The 17,217-nt window shown below is 34.9% G+C and carries 18 protein-coding genes; 3 read left to right on the forward strand and 15 right to left on the reverse strand.

What is annotated here, in order from left to right:
• Positions 1-41: 41 nt before the first annotated feature.
• Positions 42-1,457: a tRNA uridine-5-carboxymethylaminomethyl(34) synthesis GTPase MnmE gene (gene mnmE / locus PK35_RS01640; RefSeq protein WP_044624904.1), complete on the reverse strand. Its 1,416-nt coding sequence runs from the start codon at positions 1,455-1,457 to the stop codon at positions 42-44.
• Positions 1,458-1,606: 149 nt separating this feature from the next.
• Between mnmE and PK35_RS01645 the strand changes: the two genes are divergently transcribed.
• Positions 1,607-2,029 carry a hypothetical protein gene (locus PK35_RS01645; protein ID WP_044624905.1) on the forward strand — a complete coding sequence of 141 codons (423 nt, stop codon included), beginning with the start codon at positions 1,607-1,609 and terminating at the stop codon, positions 2,027-2,029.
• On the opposite strand, the gene PK35_RS01650 is transcribed toward PK35_RS01645, so the two are convergent.
• From PK35_RS01650 to PK35_RS01700, 11 genes are all read right to left on the reverse strand, one after another.
• Positions 2,022-2,852 carry a CvfB family protein gene (locus tag PK35_RS01650; RefSeq protein WP_414629293.1) on the reverse strand — a complete coding sequence of 277 codons (831 nt, stop codon included), beginning with the start codon at positions 2,850-2,852 and terminating at the stop codon, positions 2,022-2,024. The genes PK35_RS01645 and PK35_RS01650 overlap by 8 nt on opposite strands.
• Before the next feature lie 92 nt (positions 2,853-2,944).
• The gene (locus PK35_RS01655; RefSeq protein ID WP_044624906.1) at positions 2,945-3,283 is read right to left on the reverse strand and encodes a DUF2853 family protein; all 339 of its coding nucleotides are present in this window, start codon (positions 3,281-3,283) and stop codon (positions 2,945-2,947) included.
• 96 nt (positions 3,284-3,379) lie between these two features.
• Positions 3,380-5,140, reverse strand: a complete 1,761-nt coding sequence (menD, locus tag PK35_RS01660; RefSeq protein WP_044624907.1) for a 2-succinyl-5-enolpyruvyl-6-hydroxy-3-cyclohexene-1-carboxylate synthase — start codon at positions 5,138-5,140, stop codon at positions 3,380-3,382.
• A 50-nt stretch (positions 5,141-5,190) separates the two neighbouring features.
• Complete coding sequence (locus PK35_RS01665) at positions 5,191-5,934, reverse strand: LytR/AlgR family response regulator transcription factor (protein WP_044624908.1); 744 nt, start codon at positions 5,932-5,934, stop codon at positions 5,191-5,193.
• On the reverse strand, positions 5,934-6,977 hold the full coding sequence (locus tag PK35_RS01670) for a sensor histidine kinase (protein ID WP_052825758.1): 1,044 nt from the start codon (positions 6,975-6,977) through the stop codon (positions 5,934-5,936). The genes PK35_RS01665 and PK35_RS01670 overlap by 1 nt, the downstream gene beginning before the upstream one ends.
• Positions 6,970-8,190, reverse strand: coding sequence for an ABC transporter permease (locus PK35_RS01675; protein ID WP_044624909.1), 1,221 nt, complete (start codon positions 8,188-8,190; stop codon positions 6,970-6,972). The genes PK35_RS01670 and PK35_RS01675 overlap by 8 nt, the downstream gene beginning before the upstream one ends.
• Before the next feature lies 1 nt (position 8,191).
• On the reverse strand, positions 8,192-8,950 hold the full coding sequence (locus PK35_RS01680) for an ABC transporter ATP-binding protein (protein ID WP_044624910.1): 759 nt from the start codon (positions 8,948-8,950) through the stop codon (positions 8,192-8,194).
• A gap of 18 nt (positions 8,951-8,968) precedes the next feature.
• On the reverse strand, positions 8,969-10,174 hold the full coding sequence (locus tag PK35_RS01685) for an efflux RND transporter periplasmic adaptor subunit (RefSeq protein ID WP_044624911.1): 1,206 nt from the start codon (positions 10,172-10,174) through the stop codon (positions 8,969-8,971).
• Positions 10,175-10,184: 10 nt separating this feature from the next.
• The gene (locus PK35_RS01690) at positions 10,185-11,507 is read right to left on the reverse strand and encodes a TolC family protein (protein WP_044624912.1); all 1,323 of its coding nucleotides are present in this window, start codon (positions 11,505-11,507) and stop codon (positions 10,185-10,187) included.
• A gap of 119 nt (positions 11,508-11,626) precedes the next feature.
• Complete coding sequence (locus PK35_RS01695) at positions 11,627-12,745, reverse strand: chorismate-binding protein (protein WP_044624913.1); 1,119 nt, start codon at positions 12,743-12,745, stop codon at positions 11,627-11,629.
• A gap of 2 nt (positions 12,746-12,747) precedes the next feature.
• Positions 12,748-13,170: a PaaI family thioesterase gene (locus PK35_RS01700; protein WP_044624914.1), complete on the reverse strand. Its 423-nt coding sequence runs from the start codon at positions 13,168-13,170 to the stop codon at positions 12,748-12,750.
• 78 nt (positions 13,171-13,248) lie between these two features.
• Between PK35_RS01700 and PK35_RS01705 the strand changes: the two genes are divergently transcribed.
• The gene (locus PK35_RS01705; RefSeq protein ID WP_044624915.1) at positions 13,249-13,824 is read left to right on the forward strand and encodes a GNAT family N-acetyltransferase; all 576 of its coding nucleotides are present in this window, start codon (positions 13,249-13,251) and stop codon (positions 13,822-13,824) included.
• Here PK35_RS01705 and PK35_RS01710 read toward each other — a convergent pair.
• Positions 13,816-14,433: a MarC family protein gene (locus PK35_RS01710; RefSeq protein ID WP_044624916.1), complete on the reverse strand. Its 618-nt coding sequence runs from the start codon at positions 14,431-14,433 to the stop codon at positions 13,816-13,818. The genes PK35_RS01705 and PK35_RS01710 overlap by 9 nt on opposite strands.
• A 208-nt stretch (positions 14,434-14,641) precedes the next feature.
• Here PK35_RS01710 and PK35_RS01715 point away from each other — a divergent pair, with 208 nt between their 5' ends.
• The gene (locus PK35_RS01715) at positions 14,642-15,004 is read left to right on the forward strand and encodes a dsRNA-binding motif domain-containing protein (RefSeq protein ID WP_044624917.1); all 363 of its coding nucleotides are present in this window, start codon (positions 14,642-14,644) and stop codon (positions 15,002-15,004) included.
• 5 nt (positions 15,005-15,009) lie between these two features.
• Here the strand turns inward: PK35_RS01715 and PK35_RS01720 are convergent, their stop codons facing one another.
• Entirely contained in the window at positions 15,010-15,996 is a 987-nt protein-coding gene (locus tag PK35_RS01720; RefSeq protein WP_044624918.1) for an aldo/keto reductase, read from the reverse strand.
• Positions 15,997-16,068: 72 nt separating this feature from the next.
• Positions 16,069-17,016, reverse strand: a complete 948-nt coding sequence (locus PK35_RS01725) for an NAD(P)H-dependent flavin oxidoreductase (RefSeq protein WP_044624919.1) — start codon at positions 17,014-17,016, stop codon at positions 16,069-16,071.
• Positions 17,017-17,217: the final 201 nt, after the last annotated feature.

Genomic DNA, 17,217 nt, shown 5'->3' on the forward strand with positions numbered 1-17,217 from the left:
ATACTATTGGAATCTAATTTTAAACAACACTAAGTTTAATTTTACTTCCCGATACAAAAATTAGCAAATATATTCCCAAGTAAATCATCACTAGTTATTTCACCAGTAATTTCACCAAAATGGCATAGCGCCTGACGAATATCAATAGCCATTAAATCACCCGATAAACCAGACTCTAAACCGTATTTCACCTTTTGAATTTCTTCAAAAGCCTTTAAAAGCGAATCGTAGTGTCTGGTGTTTGTAACAATAGTTTCATTGTTTTTTAGTGCGCCAGTATTCACAAAATTTAGAAGTTGAGTTTTTAAATCTTCAACACCTTCGCCACTTTTTGCAGATATTGATAAATACTGAGAACCTTCAACCGCGCTTAAAGTACTGTTTAAACTTTGCCTTTTGTCTTCAGTTAACTTATCGATTTTATTCGCGATAATTAGTAATGGTTTTAACGGGTATTTATTCTTGATTTTTTCAATTTCAACCACGATATTTTCAGATTTCTTATCATCACCCGAAATAGCATCAGCATCAAATAAATAAATCACAACTTGCGCCTGCTCTATCTTCTCGAAGGTTTTTTTAATACCAATACTCTCCACCACATCTTTGGTATCGCGAATACCTGCCGTATCTATAAACCTGAAGCCAATGCCGTTAATTACCAATTCATCTTCAATGGTATCGCGTGTGGTTCCCGCTATATCACTAACAATAGCACGTTCTTCGTTTAAAAGCGCGTTTAACAGTGTTGATTTACCAACGTTTGGCTCGCCAACAATTGCTACTGGTATCCCGTTTTTAATTACGTTTCCTACTGCGAAACTGTCTATTAATCGTTTTAAAACAAACGAAATTCGCTCTACCAAATCTTTAAATTGAGTTCGATCGGCAAATTCTACATCTTCCTCTGCAAAATCGAGCTCAAGTTCTATTAATGATGCAAAATTGAGTAATTCTTCACGTAGTTTAGCAATTTCAGTTGAAAATCCACCACGCATTTGTTGCATGGCTATTTGGTGGGATGCTTCGTTATCGCTGGCTATTAAGTCGGCTACGGCTTCGGCTTGACTCAAATCTAATTTACCATTTAAAAAAGCTCTTAGCGTAAATTCTCCGGGATTTGCCATTCGACAACCTTTACGCAAAAACAACTGAATAATTTCCTGCTGAATATACACCGAACCATGACAAGACACCTCAACAACATCTTCACCAGTGTAAGAATTAGGATTTTTAAATACCGACACCAAAACCTGATCGATAACACGTTCATCATCAACAATGTGGCCTAAGTGTATGGTATGCGTATTTTGGTCTATTAATTTTTTACCATGGGTAACCGATTTAAAATTCTGCGACGCTAATGCTATGGCATCTTTTCCAGATAAGCGTATTATGGCCACTGCCCCAGCACCCGATGCTGTTGCCAATGCTACTATGGTATCGTTGTAAATCATTTGGCAAAAATAGAAAAAATAAGCCGTTCAAAATTTCAAATAAAAAAAATCACAAAATGTTAATAAACTGTGTGTGACCTATTTAAAAATAATGTGTCTTAAAAAAGTAAATTAATTAAAACCATTACAAACCATTTTTTAGTACAACCATGAGAATTATAGATTCCGATTTAAGAAAACACGTTTTAAAAACCATAAAAAACGAATTGGGTTATATGCATTTTCTTAACCAAATTGCGGTTATTGAATTTAATGAAGGCGTTCATGTGGAACTAAACAACACCCAATCGCTATTTACTGAGCTTAAAACTTTTTTTGGCATAAACAAACCTTTTGGAGTTGTAGCAAACCGCGTAAACTCGTATTCTGTTAAGCTTTTAGATATCCCTGCATTTAGAAGTCAAGTTGATAATTTGAGTGCGTATGCCGTAGTTGGACACGATCCGGCTGGAATTATGAATGCTGCAATTGAAAGTAATTTTTGTCTATCTGACGATATTGGATACGATAATATTTATGAAGCTGTTGATAGTGTAAACAACAAAGTAAAAAAAAGAACACTAGCTAGTTAATTAGGTAAATACCATCCGTTTTTATGTCTATTTGGCGTTGTTTATATAACGTTCCAATAGCTTTTTTAAAGCTTTTTTTACTCATTTGTAGTCCCTCTTTTATAGCTTCGGGCGTCGATTTATCGGTTAAATTTAAATAACCGCTGTTATCCTCAAGCTCCTGTAAAACGCGTTGCGCATTAGGCTCGATATTTCTGTATCCAATTTGCCCTATAACAATATCGAGTTTATTGCCTGGGCGTATTTTTTTAACAACACCTTTTAATTTATCACCTACACTAATATCTTTAAAAATGGTGTCTTTAAATATTAAACCGTGGTGTTTGTTATTTACAATAACATTCATACCAATTTCGGAAGGATGCGACACAATTAAATCAACCTCATCAAAGGCTTTAACCGTTAAATCCTTATTATCTAAAAAACGGTTGGTTTTACTAGATGCTACTAATCTATTGGTTTTTTCATCTAAATAACAATACACCAAATACCATCCTCCAGGTTTCATTTTAAAAACTTGTTCTTTAAACGGGCAAAATAATTCTTTTACCAATCCCCAATCTAAAAACGCGCCATATTCGGTAACTTGGTTACAGCGTAACAACGCAAAATTATCGCGGGTAATGTATGGCTTATCGGTTGTAGCCACAGGGCGTTCCTCGTTATCTAAATACACAAAAACATCAATCTTGTCCCAAATTTTAAACTCATTTGGCACATAACGATTGGGTAATAAAACTTCATCATCGTTAGCATCAATTAAATAAATACCATGATCTGTTTCACGAAGTATTTCTAGCGTATGTATTTTTCCTAATTCCATAATTGGCGCAAAGGTAACGATATTAGTTTTTTTGCAAATAAAAAAGCGCCACAATAATTGCAACGCTTAAATTTAAATATTTTTTATAACTTTTAGTAAATAGATTCTTTACCAAAATGCTTCGTTAATAAGTAATATACAACGGCTCTATATTTCGATCTGTTAGACTTACCATATTGCTCAATTACACTAGCAATTGCGCCATCTAAATCGTCGCTTTCGCTTAATCCTAATTTTTTAATTAAGAAGTTGTTTTTTACTGTTGCCAATTCAGATTCGTCCGAGCCTGATACCGTTGAAGCATCGGCATTATAAATTGAAGGACCACAACCAATGGTTACTTTAGTTAATAAATCCATATCGGCATCTACACCGCATTTTTCTTTTAAATCTGATGCATACTTTGCAATAAGTTCGTCACGTTTACTCATGATAATTTGTAATGTTTAAAATTTAATAATATTTAATTGATAACTCTTTAAAGATACTATTTTTTAGACACCAAATTAATTATTGAAGTCACAATTTTATTTTATAAACTCGAAATAGTTTAAGAGTACCTCGTCGTTTATTTGTTTTGGCGTAAAAATCTCTAGTAACTTAGGCTGTTTTCCAACTTTATAAAAAGTATTTAATTCTTTTTGCAAACTTTCTATATTTGAAGCTTTTTGGTAACTAAATCCATACATTTTACACAAATGTTCGGCTGTTAATTTATGATTGGTTTCAAAATAAGTATCGAAATTTTCGGTGTTTTTATGTCCTGGTAAAATTCTAAAAATACCACCACCTGTATTATTTACAACTATAATTCTAAAATTTTTGGGTATATAATTGTTCCACAAAGCATTACTATCGTATAAAAAACTTAAATCGCCCGTAATTAAAACCGTAGGTTTTTTACTTACAACAGCACATCCTACCGCGGTTGATGTGCTACCATCTATACCACTTGTACCACGATTACAATACACTTCGAGCGTTTTACTTAAACTAAAAAGTTGCGTGTAACGTATGGCCGAACTATTGCTAACTTGAAGAATATAATTACGAGGAATATCCTTTAAAACCTCATTAAAAACAGTAAAATCGGAAAACGGAATAGCTTCTAAATATTCCTTATGCTTTTTTATTCGGGTTTGTTTAACCGCCGTCCAAGTATCTCGATAATTACTCTTCACAAAATGAGTAACCTTTTGTAGAAACAAACTAAAAAAGGTGTTTGGAGTCATTTCGATATGATTTTCTAAACAGAAAAACGTATCGTTTGCCGTTTTTGGGTCGATATGCCAATGGTGTTTTGGCTTATATTTTCTTAGGAATTGTTTAATTTTTTTTGAAACAATTAAACCTCCAAAAGTGACTAATATTTCTGGTTGAAGTTGCTTTTGTTCAATGCTATTTAAAGGCGCAATTAATTGATCAATACTTGGGAAGAAACTTGAATGATGTAAGTTTGACGTAGTTTCGGTAAGTACAATTACACTATCGTCTTGTGCAATTTCTTCAAGCCATTTTTCTTCAATATCGTTTGGTGGATTTACCCCAACCAAAATCATTTTTTTGGTTGCCGAATTCCAATCTTCCAAACACGATTGCAGCATATAATCTTCAATTTTTGAAGCCTTTGAGGAAGCTTCAATAACTTTAGGATTTACGCTTAATTTTTCAACCATCTCATACAAAGGCTCATCAAACGGAATGTTTATGTGTACTGGCCCTTTTTTCTGCACTGCAAAATTTATGGCAATATTTATTTCTTCTTCATTATTGGTTTGTATATCCTTTTGCAAGCCCAATAAACGCTCAAATTTATCTTCTAAATTCTTTAAAATAGGAATATCTTCATTTCCAGGAATGTTGTTTTCGTCTTTTAAATCGAGCTTTAAATTCGCTGAATATAAAATATGATTGTCGTAAACGTTCTTTTGGTTAATGGTTTGTCCGTCGCCAATGCCAATTAAATGTTTTGGTCTGTCTGCCGATAAAACCACCAACGGAATATCGCTGTAAAAGGCTTCGGCTACAGCCGGATAATAATTTAAAAGCGCACTACCGGAGGTACAAACAACAGCCGTAGGTTCGTGTAATTGTTGCGCTATTCCTAAGGCAAAAAATGCCGCCGCACGTTCATCGACAATACTATAGCACGAGAAAAATTCGTCGTTAGTAAAACCAATGGTTAAAGGCGCATTTCGGCTACCTGGAGAAATGATAATATGCTTAATGTTTTTCGCTTTACAAAGCTGCACAACGGTTTGTGCTAAAGGTATTTTTGGATAAACCATAATTGTTTAAATAGTACAACAAAATTAACCAATAAAGCTGAAATTAAGTCTTAAAGCGAGTTTTTATTTAGAAACTCTAAAAACTTAGGTTTGTACTGTTCTGATACGGTTATACGCTGCTTATTTATTACAATTTGGCTGCGCTCAATTACATCGATATTGTTTAGTGATACGATAAACGAACGGTGTACGCGCATAAATTCATCGGATGGAAGTTGCTCTTCAAGCGATTTTAAACTCATAAGCGTTAAAATGGCTTTAGATTCGTTTTTTAACCAAATTTTGATGTAGTCTTTTAAACCTTCAAAATACAAAACATCGTCAAGCTTAATGCGTAATTGTTTGTATTCTGATTTTACAAATAAAAACTCTTTTTTTGAAGCTTCGGCAGTTTCAATTTTTACAGGTTCTTGTGTTTTGTTCACCAAATTAAACCAGTTTTTCGCTTTGTTGGCTGCCATTAAAAATTCGGCATAATCAAAAGGTTTTAATAGGTAATCTAGCGCATCAACTTTAAAACCATCTAAAGCATATTTATCGAAAGCTGTTGTGAAAACAACTTTGGTTTGCTTGGGTAACATTTTAGAAAGTTCTAACCCTGTTAAATCGGGCATTTGAATGTCTAAAAACAACACTTCAACAGGATTTGTAGTGACATAAGTTAACGCTTCAATAGCACTACTAAACTTGTTTTTAAGCACTAAAAATGGTGTTTTTTTTACGTAGCTTTCCACGAGATTTAACGCCATAGGTTCATCATCAACAATGACGCAATTAAGAGTTAAATTTTCCATTAGTCGACTTCAAAAATTAGTTTTGTAAAAAAAGTATCATCGTCTACACCATACGTAAACACATGCTTGTTTGGGTAAATTAGATTTAAACGCTTATCGAGATTCTGTATACCAATGCCCGAGCCGCTTTTATCGTGATCGGTTTTAGGAAAATTCGGATTTTTCGTTTGAAATTCAATCGTATTATTTTCAATTTTAAGTTCAAAATACAATGCGCTTGTTTTATTGGCTGAAACACCATGTTTAAAAGTATTTTCAACTAAAGAAATAAATAACAACGGCGCCACCAAAATATGATCTTTTACCTCGGCAAACTTGAATGTAACAGTTGTTTTATCGGTTAACCGAAGTTGCATCAATTCAATGTACTTTTCTAAAAACTGAACTTCTTGCTTAAGCGATACTTTCTCCGTGGTTGTGTCGTACAACAAATAACGCATTAGCTTACTCAAACTGTGAATCGACGATTTGGCTTGTTCTGGCGAAATATCGACTAAAGAATAAATATTATTCAATGAATTGAAGAAAAAATGCGGCTGCAACTGGTATTTTAAATGCTGAAGTTCGGCTTCCAATTTTATTTTTTCAGCTTCTTTTCGTTCCGATTCTGTTTTTATCAAGCGTTCGGCAAATTTTAAAGCAATTGCAAACACAATAGGCACCACAAACGAGATACTTTGCAAGTAGATAAAAAATTGAATTGGCGGGCCTTTTCTATCTTCTCCTTCTGGAATTAAATCTATTAAAAAATAGGTATTTGCATATTCTCTTATTAACACACAAACAATAATTAAAGCAATATTTATTACTGCAAAAAAAACAAATTTCTTAGCAATAAGGAGCTTATCAGCAAGTACAAAATAATTCAGATAAAAAACGATTGCATACAGCAGTAAAGGCAACCATGAATGCACAAAAACTCGAGTCAAACCTTGCTGTTGACCCGAGGATAATAGGTACGGAAAACTAAACAGTACAATCCATACCAACACATGAAAAAATATAATTATCTTTTTATTTCTTGCTGAAATTAAATTACTCATAACGCAATGCTGTTATTGGGTCTAATGCCGATGCTTTTCTGGCCGGATACCATCCAAAAAAGATACCTGTAATGGCACAAACCGCAAACGAAATTACTATAGAATACGTGGTAACGCTGGTTGGCCACCCTATAAAATTTTCTATAATAAATGTTGACAATAAACCCAAAGATACACCAATTAATCCACCTGCAATACTTATTAAAATGGCTTCAATTAAAAACTGCATTAAAATGTCGTTGCCCTTACCGCCTACTGCCATTCGTAAGCCAATTTCACGGGTACGTTCTTTAACCGAAACATACATAATGTTCATAATACCAATACCACCAACTAATAGTGAAATAGCAGCAATAGACACTAATAAAACCGTAAGCATTTCGCTAGTGGAACTGAAGGTAGAAATGAGTTCTTCCATAGAAAATACATTAAAATCGTCGTCCTCATTACTGCTAAGTTGATGCTGTTTTCTTAAAATTTCGGTGACTTGTGTTACGGCGTTATCGGCTTCTTCTTCGCTTATCGCGGAAGCTACGATGCTTTGTAGATAATCAATCGCCAAAATACGTTTTTGTACCGCCGTGTAAGGCGCCAAAATAACATCATCTTGATCTTGCCCAAAGGTATTCTCGCCTTTTTCACTTAAAACACCAATAACTTTAAACGGTGTATTATCAAAACGAATCATTTTACCAATAGGATTGTCGCCGTTCGGAAACAAATTTTCAACAATAGTTTGCCCAATTACGGCTACTTTTGAAGCTGAATTGATTTCCTGCTCGGTAAACATACTACCATCTTCAATATCGAACTTCTTAATATCGGCATACGTTGGCGACACACCATAAATTGATGTTGGCCAGTTGTTAGCACCGTTAATGGCTTGTCCGCTACCACTTACCTGCGGCGATACATCGGTTAGCAAATTGGCTTCGGAAACCAATGCCTTGTAATCGGTTAATTTTAGGGTTTGCATTTCACTTGGATCTAACCGAACGCCACCACGCATATCGGCTCCAGGGCGAATATTTATCATATTAGATCCCATACTCGAAATTTGTGTTTTTATGCTTTCTTTAGAGCCTTCACCAATCGCTAACATGGCAATAACCGAACCCACACCTATAATGATGCCCAACATGGTAAGCAATGTTCTTACTTTGTTGAGTAAAATAGCTTTCCAAGCGGTTTTAAGTAAATTTAAAAGTCTCATACTAATCTTCTTCTTTAGGAAGCGCTGCCAAAGCCTTAGCAGCATCTTTTATATTGTTGTTTTTTTCATCTTTAATGATGTGTCCATCTTTTAGCACAATGGTACGGCTACTAAACTCGGCTATATCTGGTTCGTGCGTCACAAACACAATGGTTTTACCTTGGCTGTTTAACTCTTGAAATAGCGCCATAATTTCGTATGATGTTTTAGTGTCCAAGTTTCCTGTGGCTTCATCAGCTAGAATAACCACTGGGTTATTTACCAACGATCTTGCAATAGCTACACGTTGTTGTTGTCCGCCCGATAATTGCGCTGGTGTATGATCGAATCTTTCTGCTAATCCTACCCGTTTTAAAGCGGTTTCGGCGCGTTCGCGACGTTCTAAGGTGCTTACTTTACTGTTGTAAAGCAATGGTAATTCGGCATTTTCGATGGATGTTGTTCTTGGTAATAAGTTATACGACTGAAAAATAAAGCCTATTTTTTCGTTTCTTATCGTTGCCAAATCGTTTCTGCTTAATTTTTTTACCATCACGCCATCAATTTCATATTCTCCAGAAGATGGCTGATCTAAACACCCTAAAATATTAAGCATGGTACTTTTTCCTGAGCCACTGCTTCCCATTATGGTTACAAATTCTCCCTCGTAAATGGTGTATGAAATTCCTTTTAACGCATGCACCACCTCATCGCCCATTTTAAACTCGCGTTTTAAATCGGTTATCCTGATAATTTCTTTTTTTAATGCTTTTATTTCCATGATAAATGGCGTTTACGATTATTTTTTCTTTCCTGGTGGTTTTGGCATAAACGGACTCTCACCTCCCGATGCTGTTGTAGTTGCAGTTGAAACACTTTCTAAACTATACACGAGCTTATCTTCTACATTTAAGCCATTTTTAACTTGAATATTTACACCATCACTTTCACCTAACTCAATAGTTTTTGGAGTGATTTTTTTATTGTTAAGCACCCAAACCACTGAAGCATCGTCCGCTGGTTTCTCTTGAGTTCTAACTGATGTATTTTCAACACCTTCTTGGGCTTCGTAGGCTTGAATCAAACTTTCATCTGGCATAAAATTTACCGCTTTAGCTTCAATAGTTAATTGATCTTTCAACTCTAAAGTATAGATGTAAACCGTTGCTGTTAAACCTGGTTTTAACTTTAAATCTGGATTTTTAGCTTCAATAACAACCGTATAAGTAATTACATTTGATTCTTCGGTTGGGTTTAAACGTACTTGCGTTACGGTGCCATCAAACTCGGTGCCTTGATACGCATCAACTGTAAAAGTTACACGCTGACCTTCTTCAACTTCACCTATATCAGCTTCATCAACATCCGCTTCAACTTGCATTTCTTTTAAATCTTTTGCTATTGTAAATAAGGTTGGTGTTGAATAACTTGCCGCTACAGTTTGTCCTTCATCGACTTCTCTCGACAACACCACGCCATCAATAGGCGAATAAATTTCGGCATAACTTAAATTGGTTTTAGCTTCTTCCAAATCGGAATACCGTTGTGTTACCGTATTTTTTGCTGCATTTAAGTTGTACAAGGCCTCATCATAATCCGATTGACTAATCACTTTATTATCAAAAAGTTGTTTTTGTCGGTTATAAATGGTTTGTAAATAATCACGATCATTTACCGCATTGTTGTAAGTCGCTCTGGCTTGTAATAATGAGGCTTGCAGGTTGGTTTTATCTAATTCTGCCAACAAATCGCCCGCTTTAACTTCACTATTGTAATCCACGTAAATTTTTGAAACTTTACCCGATACTTGCGTACCAACTTCAACTTCGGTTAAAGGTTGCACCGTACCAGTTGCAGTTACCAATTTTGTAACTTCTCCTTTTTTAACTGCGGTGGTTTTTACTTCAATAACGGTATCGCTTCCGCTACTAAAAAATCCATAGGCAACAACGGCTACAACGAGTAACGCTATGGTTATTATGATGGTTTTTTGTTTTGATTTCATGTGTAGTGTTTTAAACTTTTATTTGATTTCCTTGATAAAATTGTAATAACTGGTTGTATAAAATATTTAGGTATTTTGCTTGTAAATAATTCTGTTGGGCAGTTGTGTAAGTATTTTGACTCACCACTAAATCGGTAGTGCTTAATGCGCCTAAATCGAATTTTTTCTGTGCCAGTTTATACGATTCTTCGGCGGCTGTACTTGCTGCTTCTGCGGCCAATAATTGTTCTTGCGAAGACAACGCATTTTGGTAAGCCGTAGCTACTTTTTGATAAATCTCTTTTTGAGCAGTTTGCACCTGAATTTGAGATTGATCGATGGCTATTTTTGCCTTTTGAACAGCAGCTTTGGTTTGATTGCCATTAAAAATAGGCACACTTAATGACAAGCCTAAAGATTGATTGAAATTCCCGTTTATTTGATTGGAAAAATTCATATCCTGTGTATTGGTATAGCCTGTACCAATACTTCCTGACAGTGTAAGTGATGGCAAATAATTACCTTTAGCTAAGTCTAAATCCTTTTTAGAAACCTCAACGCCTAATTTTACGGCTTCGTACTCCGGTAGCATACCCAAAGCAGCATTATAAACGGCTGTTTTGTTTGGTAAAATTGGTGCAGCATAGGCATCGGTTTCTGGCGCTGCGATATCGAAATCGGTTTCTGGACCTAATTCTAATAACTGCTTTAACACCAATATTTGTTGCGCGTAAGTGTTTTTGGCATCAATTAAATTATAACGGTTGGTAGCTTCTTGGGAAATCGCATCAGTGTAATCTTGCATCGCAATACTTCCTGCCTCGTAACGCGCTTTAGCTTGTTCGGCTTGTTGCGCAGTGGCTTCGAGATTTTCTTCAGCAATAGCAATACCTTCTTTAGCGTACAAAGCTTGTAAATAGGATTCGGCAACACTTAAAGTAATGCTGTTTTTAGCCTCTTGTAAATACAACGAATTCTGATTTGCTAAAAGCTTGTTTTGCTTTATTTGATTCGAAATTTGATTGCCATTAAACACACTAACCGAAGTGTTTAAACCAAAACTACTGGAGTGTATTTGTTGGTTCACAAAATCGCTGGTAATTGGGTCAATGGATTGTCCGTTAGTAAAACGTTGTGACGCGCTACCCGACAATGTTGGCAAACGGCTATCTTTAGATTGTTGATAGGTAACATCGGCTGTTTGCTTGGTGTATTCAGCATCTTTAATGGTAATATTATTTTCTACGGCATACTCTAAACACTCTTGAAACGTCCATTGTTTTGGCGTAACATCTTGTGCTTTCGCAGCAGTAATTCCTATTAAAAAAAATGCTATGTAAATGTATTGTTTCATTTTAAAGCGTGATTTTATTTTACACTTCAAAATTGAAACTATTGCTACATTATATAAAAGACAATAGAAGTTTTGGGTAATTGTCTCGACGGAAACTTAATTTCTATCGATGGTATTTTTTAAGATAATACCTTTTTTATGGTTTGCGTTTTAAAAACCGTTTCTTGCCATTCCTTTTCTGCATTTGATGTTTCGGTTACACCACCACCAACATAAATTAATGCCTGATTATCTTTAAGTTGCATGCAGCGTAAATTCACGTACAATTGTGTGCTATTTTGTGGTATAGCGTAGGCTCTGTTTTCAATATTTCTACGTCCAGAACGTGGTTTCTTTACAGTCGTAAAATTTAATTCTCCTAAAAAACCTGTATAAAATTCTCGGTTGTAATTTTCGTTTTCAAGAATAAAAGCCTTAGTTTCAGCCTTTGGTAATCCGCAAACGGCAGGCGTTGGATGCATACTTTCAATAAGCTTATTTAACGCAACATCTGGCTTTAGGCGCGCATTTATCATCGTTTTTAAATGCAATAAGTTACCCGCTTTTGCGGTTTCAACTTCCGAAACATTTATAGCATTTACCCACGGTTTTAAATTAGCTACAATAAAATCCGTTACAAACTGCTGCTCTTGCTTTTCTTTATCTTGCCAAACTACTTCTTTAGTATTTTTGTAAGCTTGTGTGCCCGCCAATGCCATAATTGAAAAGTTGCTCCCTTCAATTTTCATTAAAGTTTCTGGTGTAGCGCCCAACCACAACCCTACTTTTGGATGATACCAACAATACGCAAATGCCGAAGGATAATTTTTAACCAATCGTTTAAAAATGGTCAAAGGATTAGCATTATCAGTATTCACAGATTCACAACGAGACACCACCACCTTTTTAAAAGCATCGTTTTTTATAGCCTCAATACTTTTTTCTACAAGATTTATATGATGTGTTTTTTCGCTTTCGCGGATGGATTCTGAGGTGCTTTTTAAATCTTCAGAAATTGAAAAATGTGATTCCGTTTCAATAACTTCCGAAGCATCACTTGGAATTAGAACTGATTTTTCAATGGCATCAAACGGCGAAAACACAAAGCCTTTTTCGGTAAAATGGGTTGTATAATGTAATTCATCATCATATTGAAGCATGCCTAACACCGTATCTGTATTAGGTTTTCGGTACACAACAAAAGGCAATTTATTTTGGTATTGAGTTTCAATACGTTTAAAAAAATCGGCTGTAATCATGCTTATTTTTTAGGCAAAGAAATGGTTGATAATTTACAAAGTGAAATTAAATTATCGGACTCGTCGGTTACTCTAATATCAAGTAATTGTGTGGTTCTTCCTTTATGAATAAACGTAGCCTTCGCATACACATAGCCTTCGCGAACGCTTTTTAAATGGTTCGCCGTAATTTCTATACCACGAACAAATAGTTTTTCGGTATCGATAAAAACATGGGTTGCAAAACTACCCACACTTTCGGCTAAAGCGGCTGTTGCGCCACCGTGTAATACGCCATCGGGTTGATAAACTCTAGAATTCACTGGCATTCTTGCGACTAGGAAATCTTCACCGTAATCGACCATTTCAATTTGTAACGTTTCCATTAACGTGTTTTTGCAAGCTAAATTCGCTTGTTTTAAAATGGCTTCTTTCGATAATTTCATAAAATTCTTGTACTTTTAATCTAGATTACAAAAATACAAAACCAGCAATCAATTTTTTTAGAATTTAATCTTAAAATAATGGAAAACTTAAGGATTCCAACCTTAGAAAATGAGCGTATTCGTTTATCTCCTATAAATTTAGAGAACTATAAACAACTTCTTGAAATTGCACAAGAAGATAAATTGGTTCAGTTTTCACCTTCAAAAATTGATACTCCAGAGGATTTACAAAGCTATGTGCAAAATGCATTAGATAGCTTTCAGCAAAAAACCGCTATTCCTTTTATTATTTTTGATAAAAAGGAAAACGCCTATGCCGGTTGTACCAGATTTGGACATATTAACTGGCACAACAAAGTCTTGCACATCGGTTGGACGTGGATTGGTAAACGTTTTCAAGGTACTGGTTTAAATAAAAACATGAAGTTTTTAATGCTTGAATATGCTTTTGAAACATTACAATTTGATAAAGTTGAATTTCGTGTTGACGAGCGCAACATCACCTCTAGAAAAGCTGTTGAAAAAATTGGTGGCACTCTTGAGGGTATTTTACGAAAAGACACCTTAATGCTTGACGGTTTTAAGCGTAGCACTTGTTGTTATGGCATTTTAAAAGAAGAATGGCCTTCTTTAAAGCAACAAATTTTAGCCTAAATTAAATGATATTTTCACACCTTCAATAATCATACTGGTACCGATAATCGCGATGATTAATCCCATGATTTTCCCAATAACCGATATTACGTTTCGACCGAGTTTTTTCAGAATGAAATCACTTAAACTAAACGCCATATAATTTAGCGCACACATAATAGCGTAAATTAAAATAACGATACCAATTTGAATGTAATTTGCTTTAGAGACGAAGTTCATTGCCGTTACAATTGTTCCTGGACCCGCTAAAATAGGAATGGCTAATGGCGACACTGCAATATCTTCATCTACATTAGGCTTATTTAGATGTTTTACATTGGATTTTTTACTTTGAAGCATTTCAAAACCGACATAAAAAATTAAAATGCCACCTGTTATTTTAAACGCGGGAATAGTAATACCAAATAATTGAAAAATAAATTTCCCTAAAATAACAAACACTAAAACAATGATAAACGCAATGAAAGCCGCTTTTCTACTAATCATGCGCTTGTCTTTTTTATCGTAACCATCTACCAAAGCCATAAAAATAGGCATGTTAGAAATTGGGTTGGTTATGGCGAAAAAGCCTGTAAAAACTGTAATTGAAAACGCTAATAAATGATCCATTATTTAATATTTAAACAACGAAGTTATATTTTATAATAAAATTATCAAAACAGCTGATCAAAATTCACAAAACACCCTAGTTAACAACACGTTATACTTAAATTAATTTTGCTTAAAAATTAATTTCATCCTCAAATACCATCCATTTAAAAAATATTATTACTATTTTTAAAACAAAATTCCCTCGGAGCTTCAAAATCCCTTACAATTGAAGACACTTATTATTTTACTAGGTCTTAGCTGTTTTACCCAGCTTTGCAACGCCCAATTATCAACACCCGACCAAAAAAAACATTTTGCTGCTGGCGCAATAATATCTGGAATTACTTATCCAGTAATTTATTCGACAACAAAACGTAAAGGAAAAGCTTTTTTTATAAGCTTTGGCGCATCGGTATTGGCAGGCTTTGGAAAAGAAATTTACGACAGCCAAAAATTTAATTCGCCTTTAGATAAATCGGAAGTATTAGCAACCGCATTAGGAGGTGCTTTTGCCTCAACAACTTTTTATATTTTTACTGGAAAAGGTAAAAAGAAAAAACAACAACAGGAAATAGCTCTGGTTAATTAGGGTTTTTAATAACCTCCTCTAATCTTAGAAGCTATTTCATTAGTATAAAGCGCCTTAAGTTTTTTATGAGTCTCGTTTGATAAATTATCTAAACTTGAAACTGAAGCATTCGAAATCACTTGATTTTCGCTACTCGCGCCTGGGATTATAGTACTTACGGCATCAAAATCTAAAATATAACGCAACGCCAGTTGCACCATATTCAAATCATTTGGTAGAATATCGTCTTTAATGGTTTCAACAAAATTTAAACCATCTAAAAATGGTAGTCCAGCAAAGGTTTCTCCCACGTTAAAGGCTTCGCCATCTTTATTATAGTTTCTGTGGTCGTTTTCTGGAAACGTCGTATTGGCATTGAATTTTCCTGTTAAAAGTCCGCTAGCCAATGGTAAACGCACAATAATACCCACACCTTTTTCTTTCGCTTTTGGAAATAATTCTGAAATCAATTTTTGCCTGAACACATTAAATATTACTTGTAAAGACAATAAGCCTTCTTGCTCGATACAGATTAAGCCTTCTTCAACGGTTTCAACACTGGCTCCAAAATGTTTTATTAAACCTTCTTGTTGCAATTCACGTAGCCAATTGAAAATAGCACCATCTTTTAAGTATTCCGTAGGAATGCAATGCAATTGTAACAAATCTAAAGAAGCTACGCCTAATCTAGCAATCGATTCTTCAACGGTTTGTCTTAAAATCGCTTTCGAGTATTTATCTGGGTATGAATTTGCAGCTCTACCAAATTTAGTTGCCACACGAATAGGTGTATCGCAAGTTTTTAAAAATTCACCGATAAGAGATTCACTTTTCCCGTTACCGTAAACATCGGCTGTATCAAAAAAAGTAATGCCATTTTTAACGGCTTCATCAAGAATTTTAAATGCTTTTTCTTTTGAAATATCGTCACCCCAATCGGCGCCTAATTGCCAGCATCCTAACCCTACTTCACTTACATTAAATCCGTTATCTCCCAGTTTTCTAGTTTTCATCCTTATGTTGTTCAGTTTTTATCCGACTAAAGTACAAAAAAGGACATCGTGTAACCTAAAAGTAGCTCGAATTTATTCCGTTAAGCGCTTTACAATAGCTTTTACAGGAAGAATTTCTGTAGTATGTTTAATACTCGGGCCAGCCACCCAAACCGTTTTATACGTTGCTTTTTTCGCCGCTTTTTCAGTAGCTTTCATGCCTATTGAAAACCGAATCATTTTCACCCACTTTTTAAGCTTTCGGTTTTTGTTAAGTAGATTCTCAATCCATGTTGCCTTTGTTCCAATCTTTTTAACGTAAGGTGTATTAATTACGGTGCAAGGTGTTCCTGAAATTCGCTCGGTCATAACAATATCGTCCGCTCCGTAATCTACACAGGCTTGTTTATATTCATCTGTAACGTTCGATTCAACTGAAGCAATAAACGGACTACCAACCGAAACACCATCGGCACCATAACTTATCATATCGTCAATATCGGCTTTCACACCAACGCCACCGGCAGAAATTACTGGAATTTTTAAGTGTTTTTTTAACGTTGCTATTAATTCCTTTGGTGATATATTTCCTCTATGCCCACCAGCTTCATTATTTACGGCAACAACAGCATCGGCTCCTAAAGATTCTACTTTTTGCGCAAAACGTAAATCGGTAATATCACAAAACACCTTAATACCAACTTTGTGAGCCTGCTCGATCGTTTCTTTTGGATTTCCCAAAGAGGTTAAAATAAAATCGCAACCTGCTTCACACAAAACGTCTAATTGCGCTTTCGCTTTAGGGTTTGACTTGTTTACAATAAGATTAAACCCAAACGAACCTCCACTTGGTTTCGCTGCTTTAAGTTCTCTGGCGGCGACTTTTAATTCATCAAGTGTTCTATAATTGAGAGCAGGAATACAACCCGCAATTCCTGAGTTCATGGCTTCTTTAACCATAGCCACATTAGACACCAAAAACATTGGCGCCATAATTATAGGATGTTTAATGCTTAACAATTGTGTGAGGTTTGCTGCCATGTTTAGTTTGTTTTGGTTTCACACAAATATACTAAATATTATGCACGCATAAGACATTGCGTTAGCCTGTATTTACAAATTGTATTAATAAACTTTTATAACAACATCAAAATACTCAAATTATACATTAAACCGATAATTTTGTTTTTAGTCTATTTAATTGTTGCTCAGAACTTTTTGTAAATAGATTTACAATACTCC

Source organism: Neotamlana nanhaiensis, assembly GCF_000943555.1.
Lineage (GTDB): Bacteria > Bacteroidota > Bacteroidia > Flavobacteriales > Flavobacteriaceae > Neotamlana > Neotamlana nanhaiensis.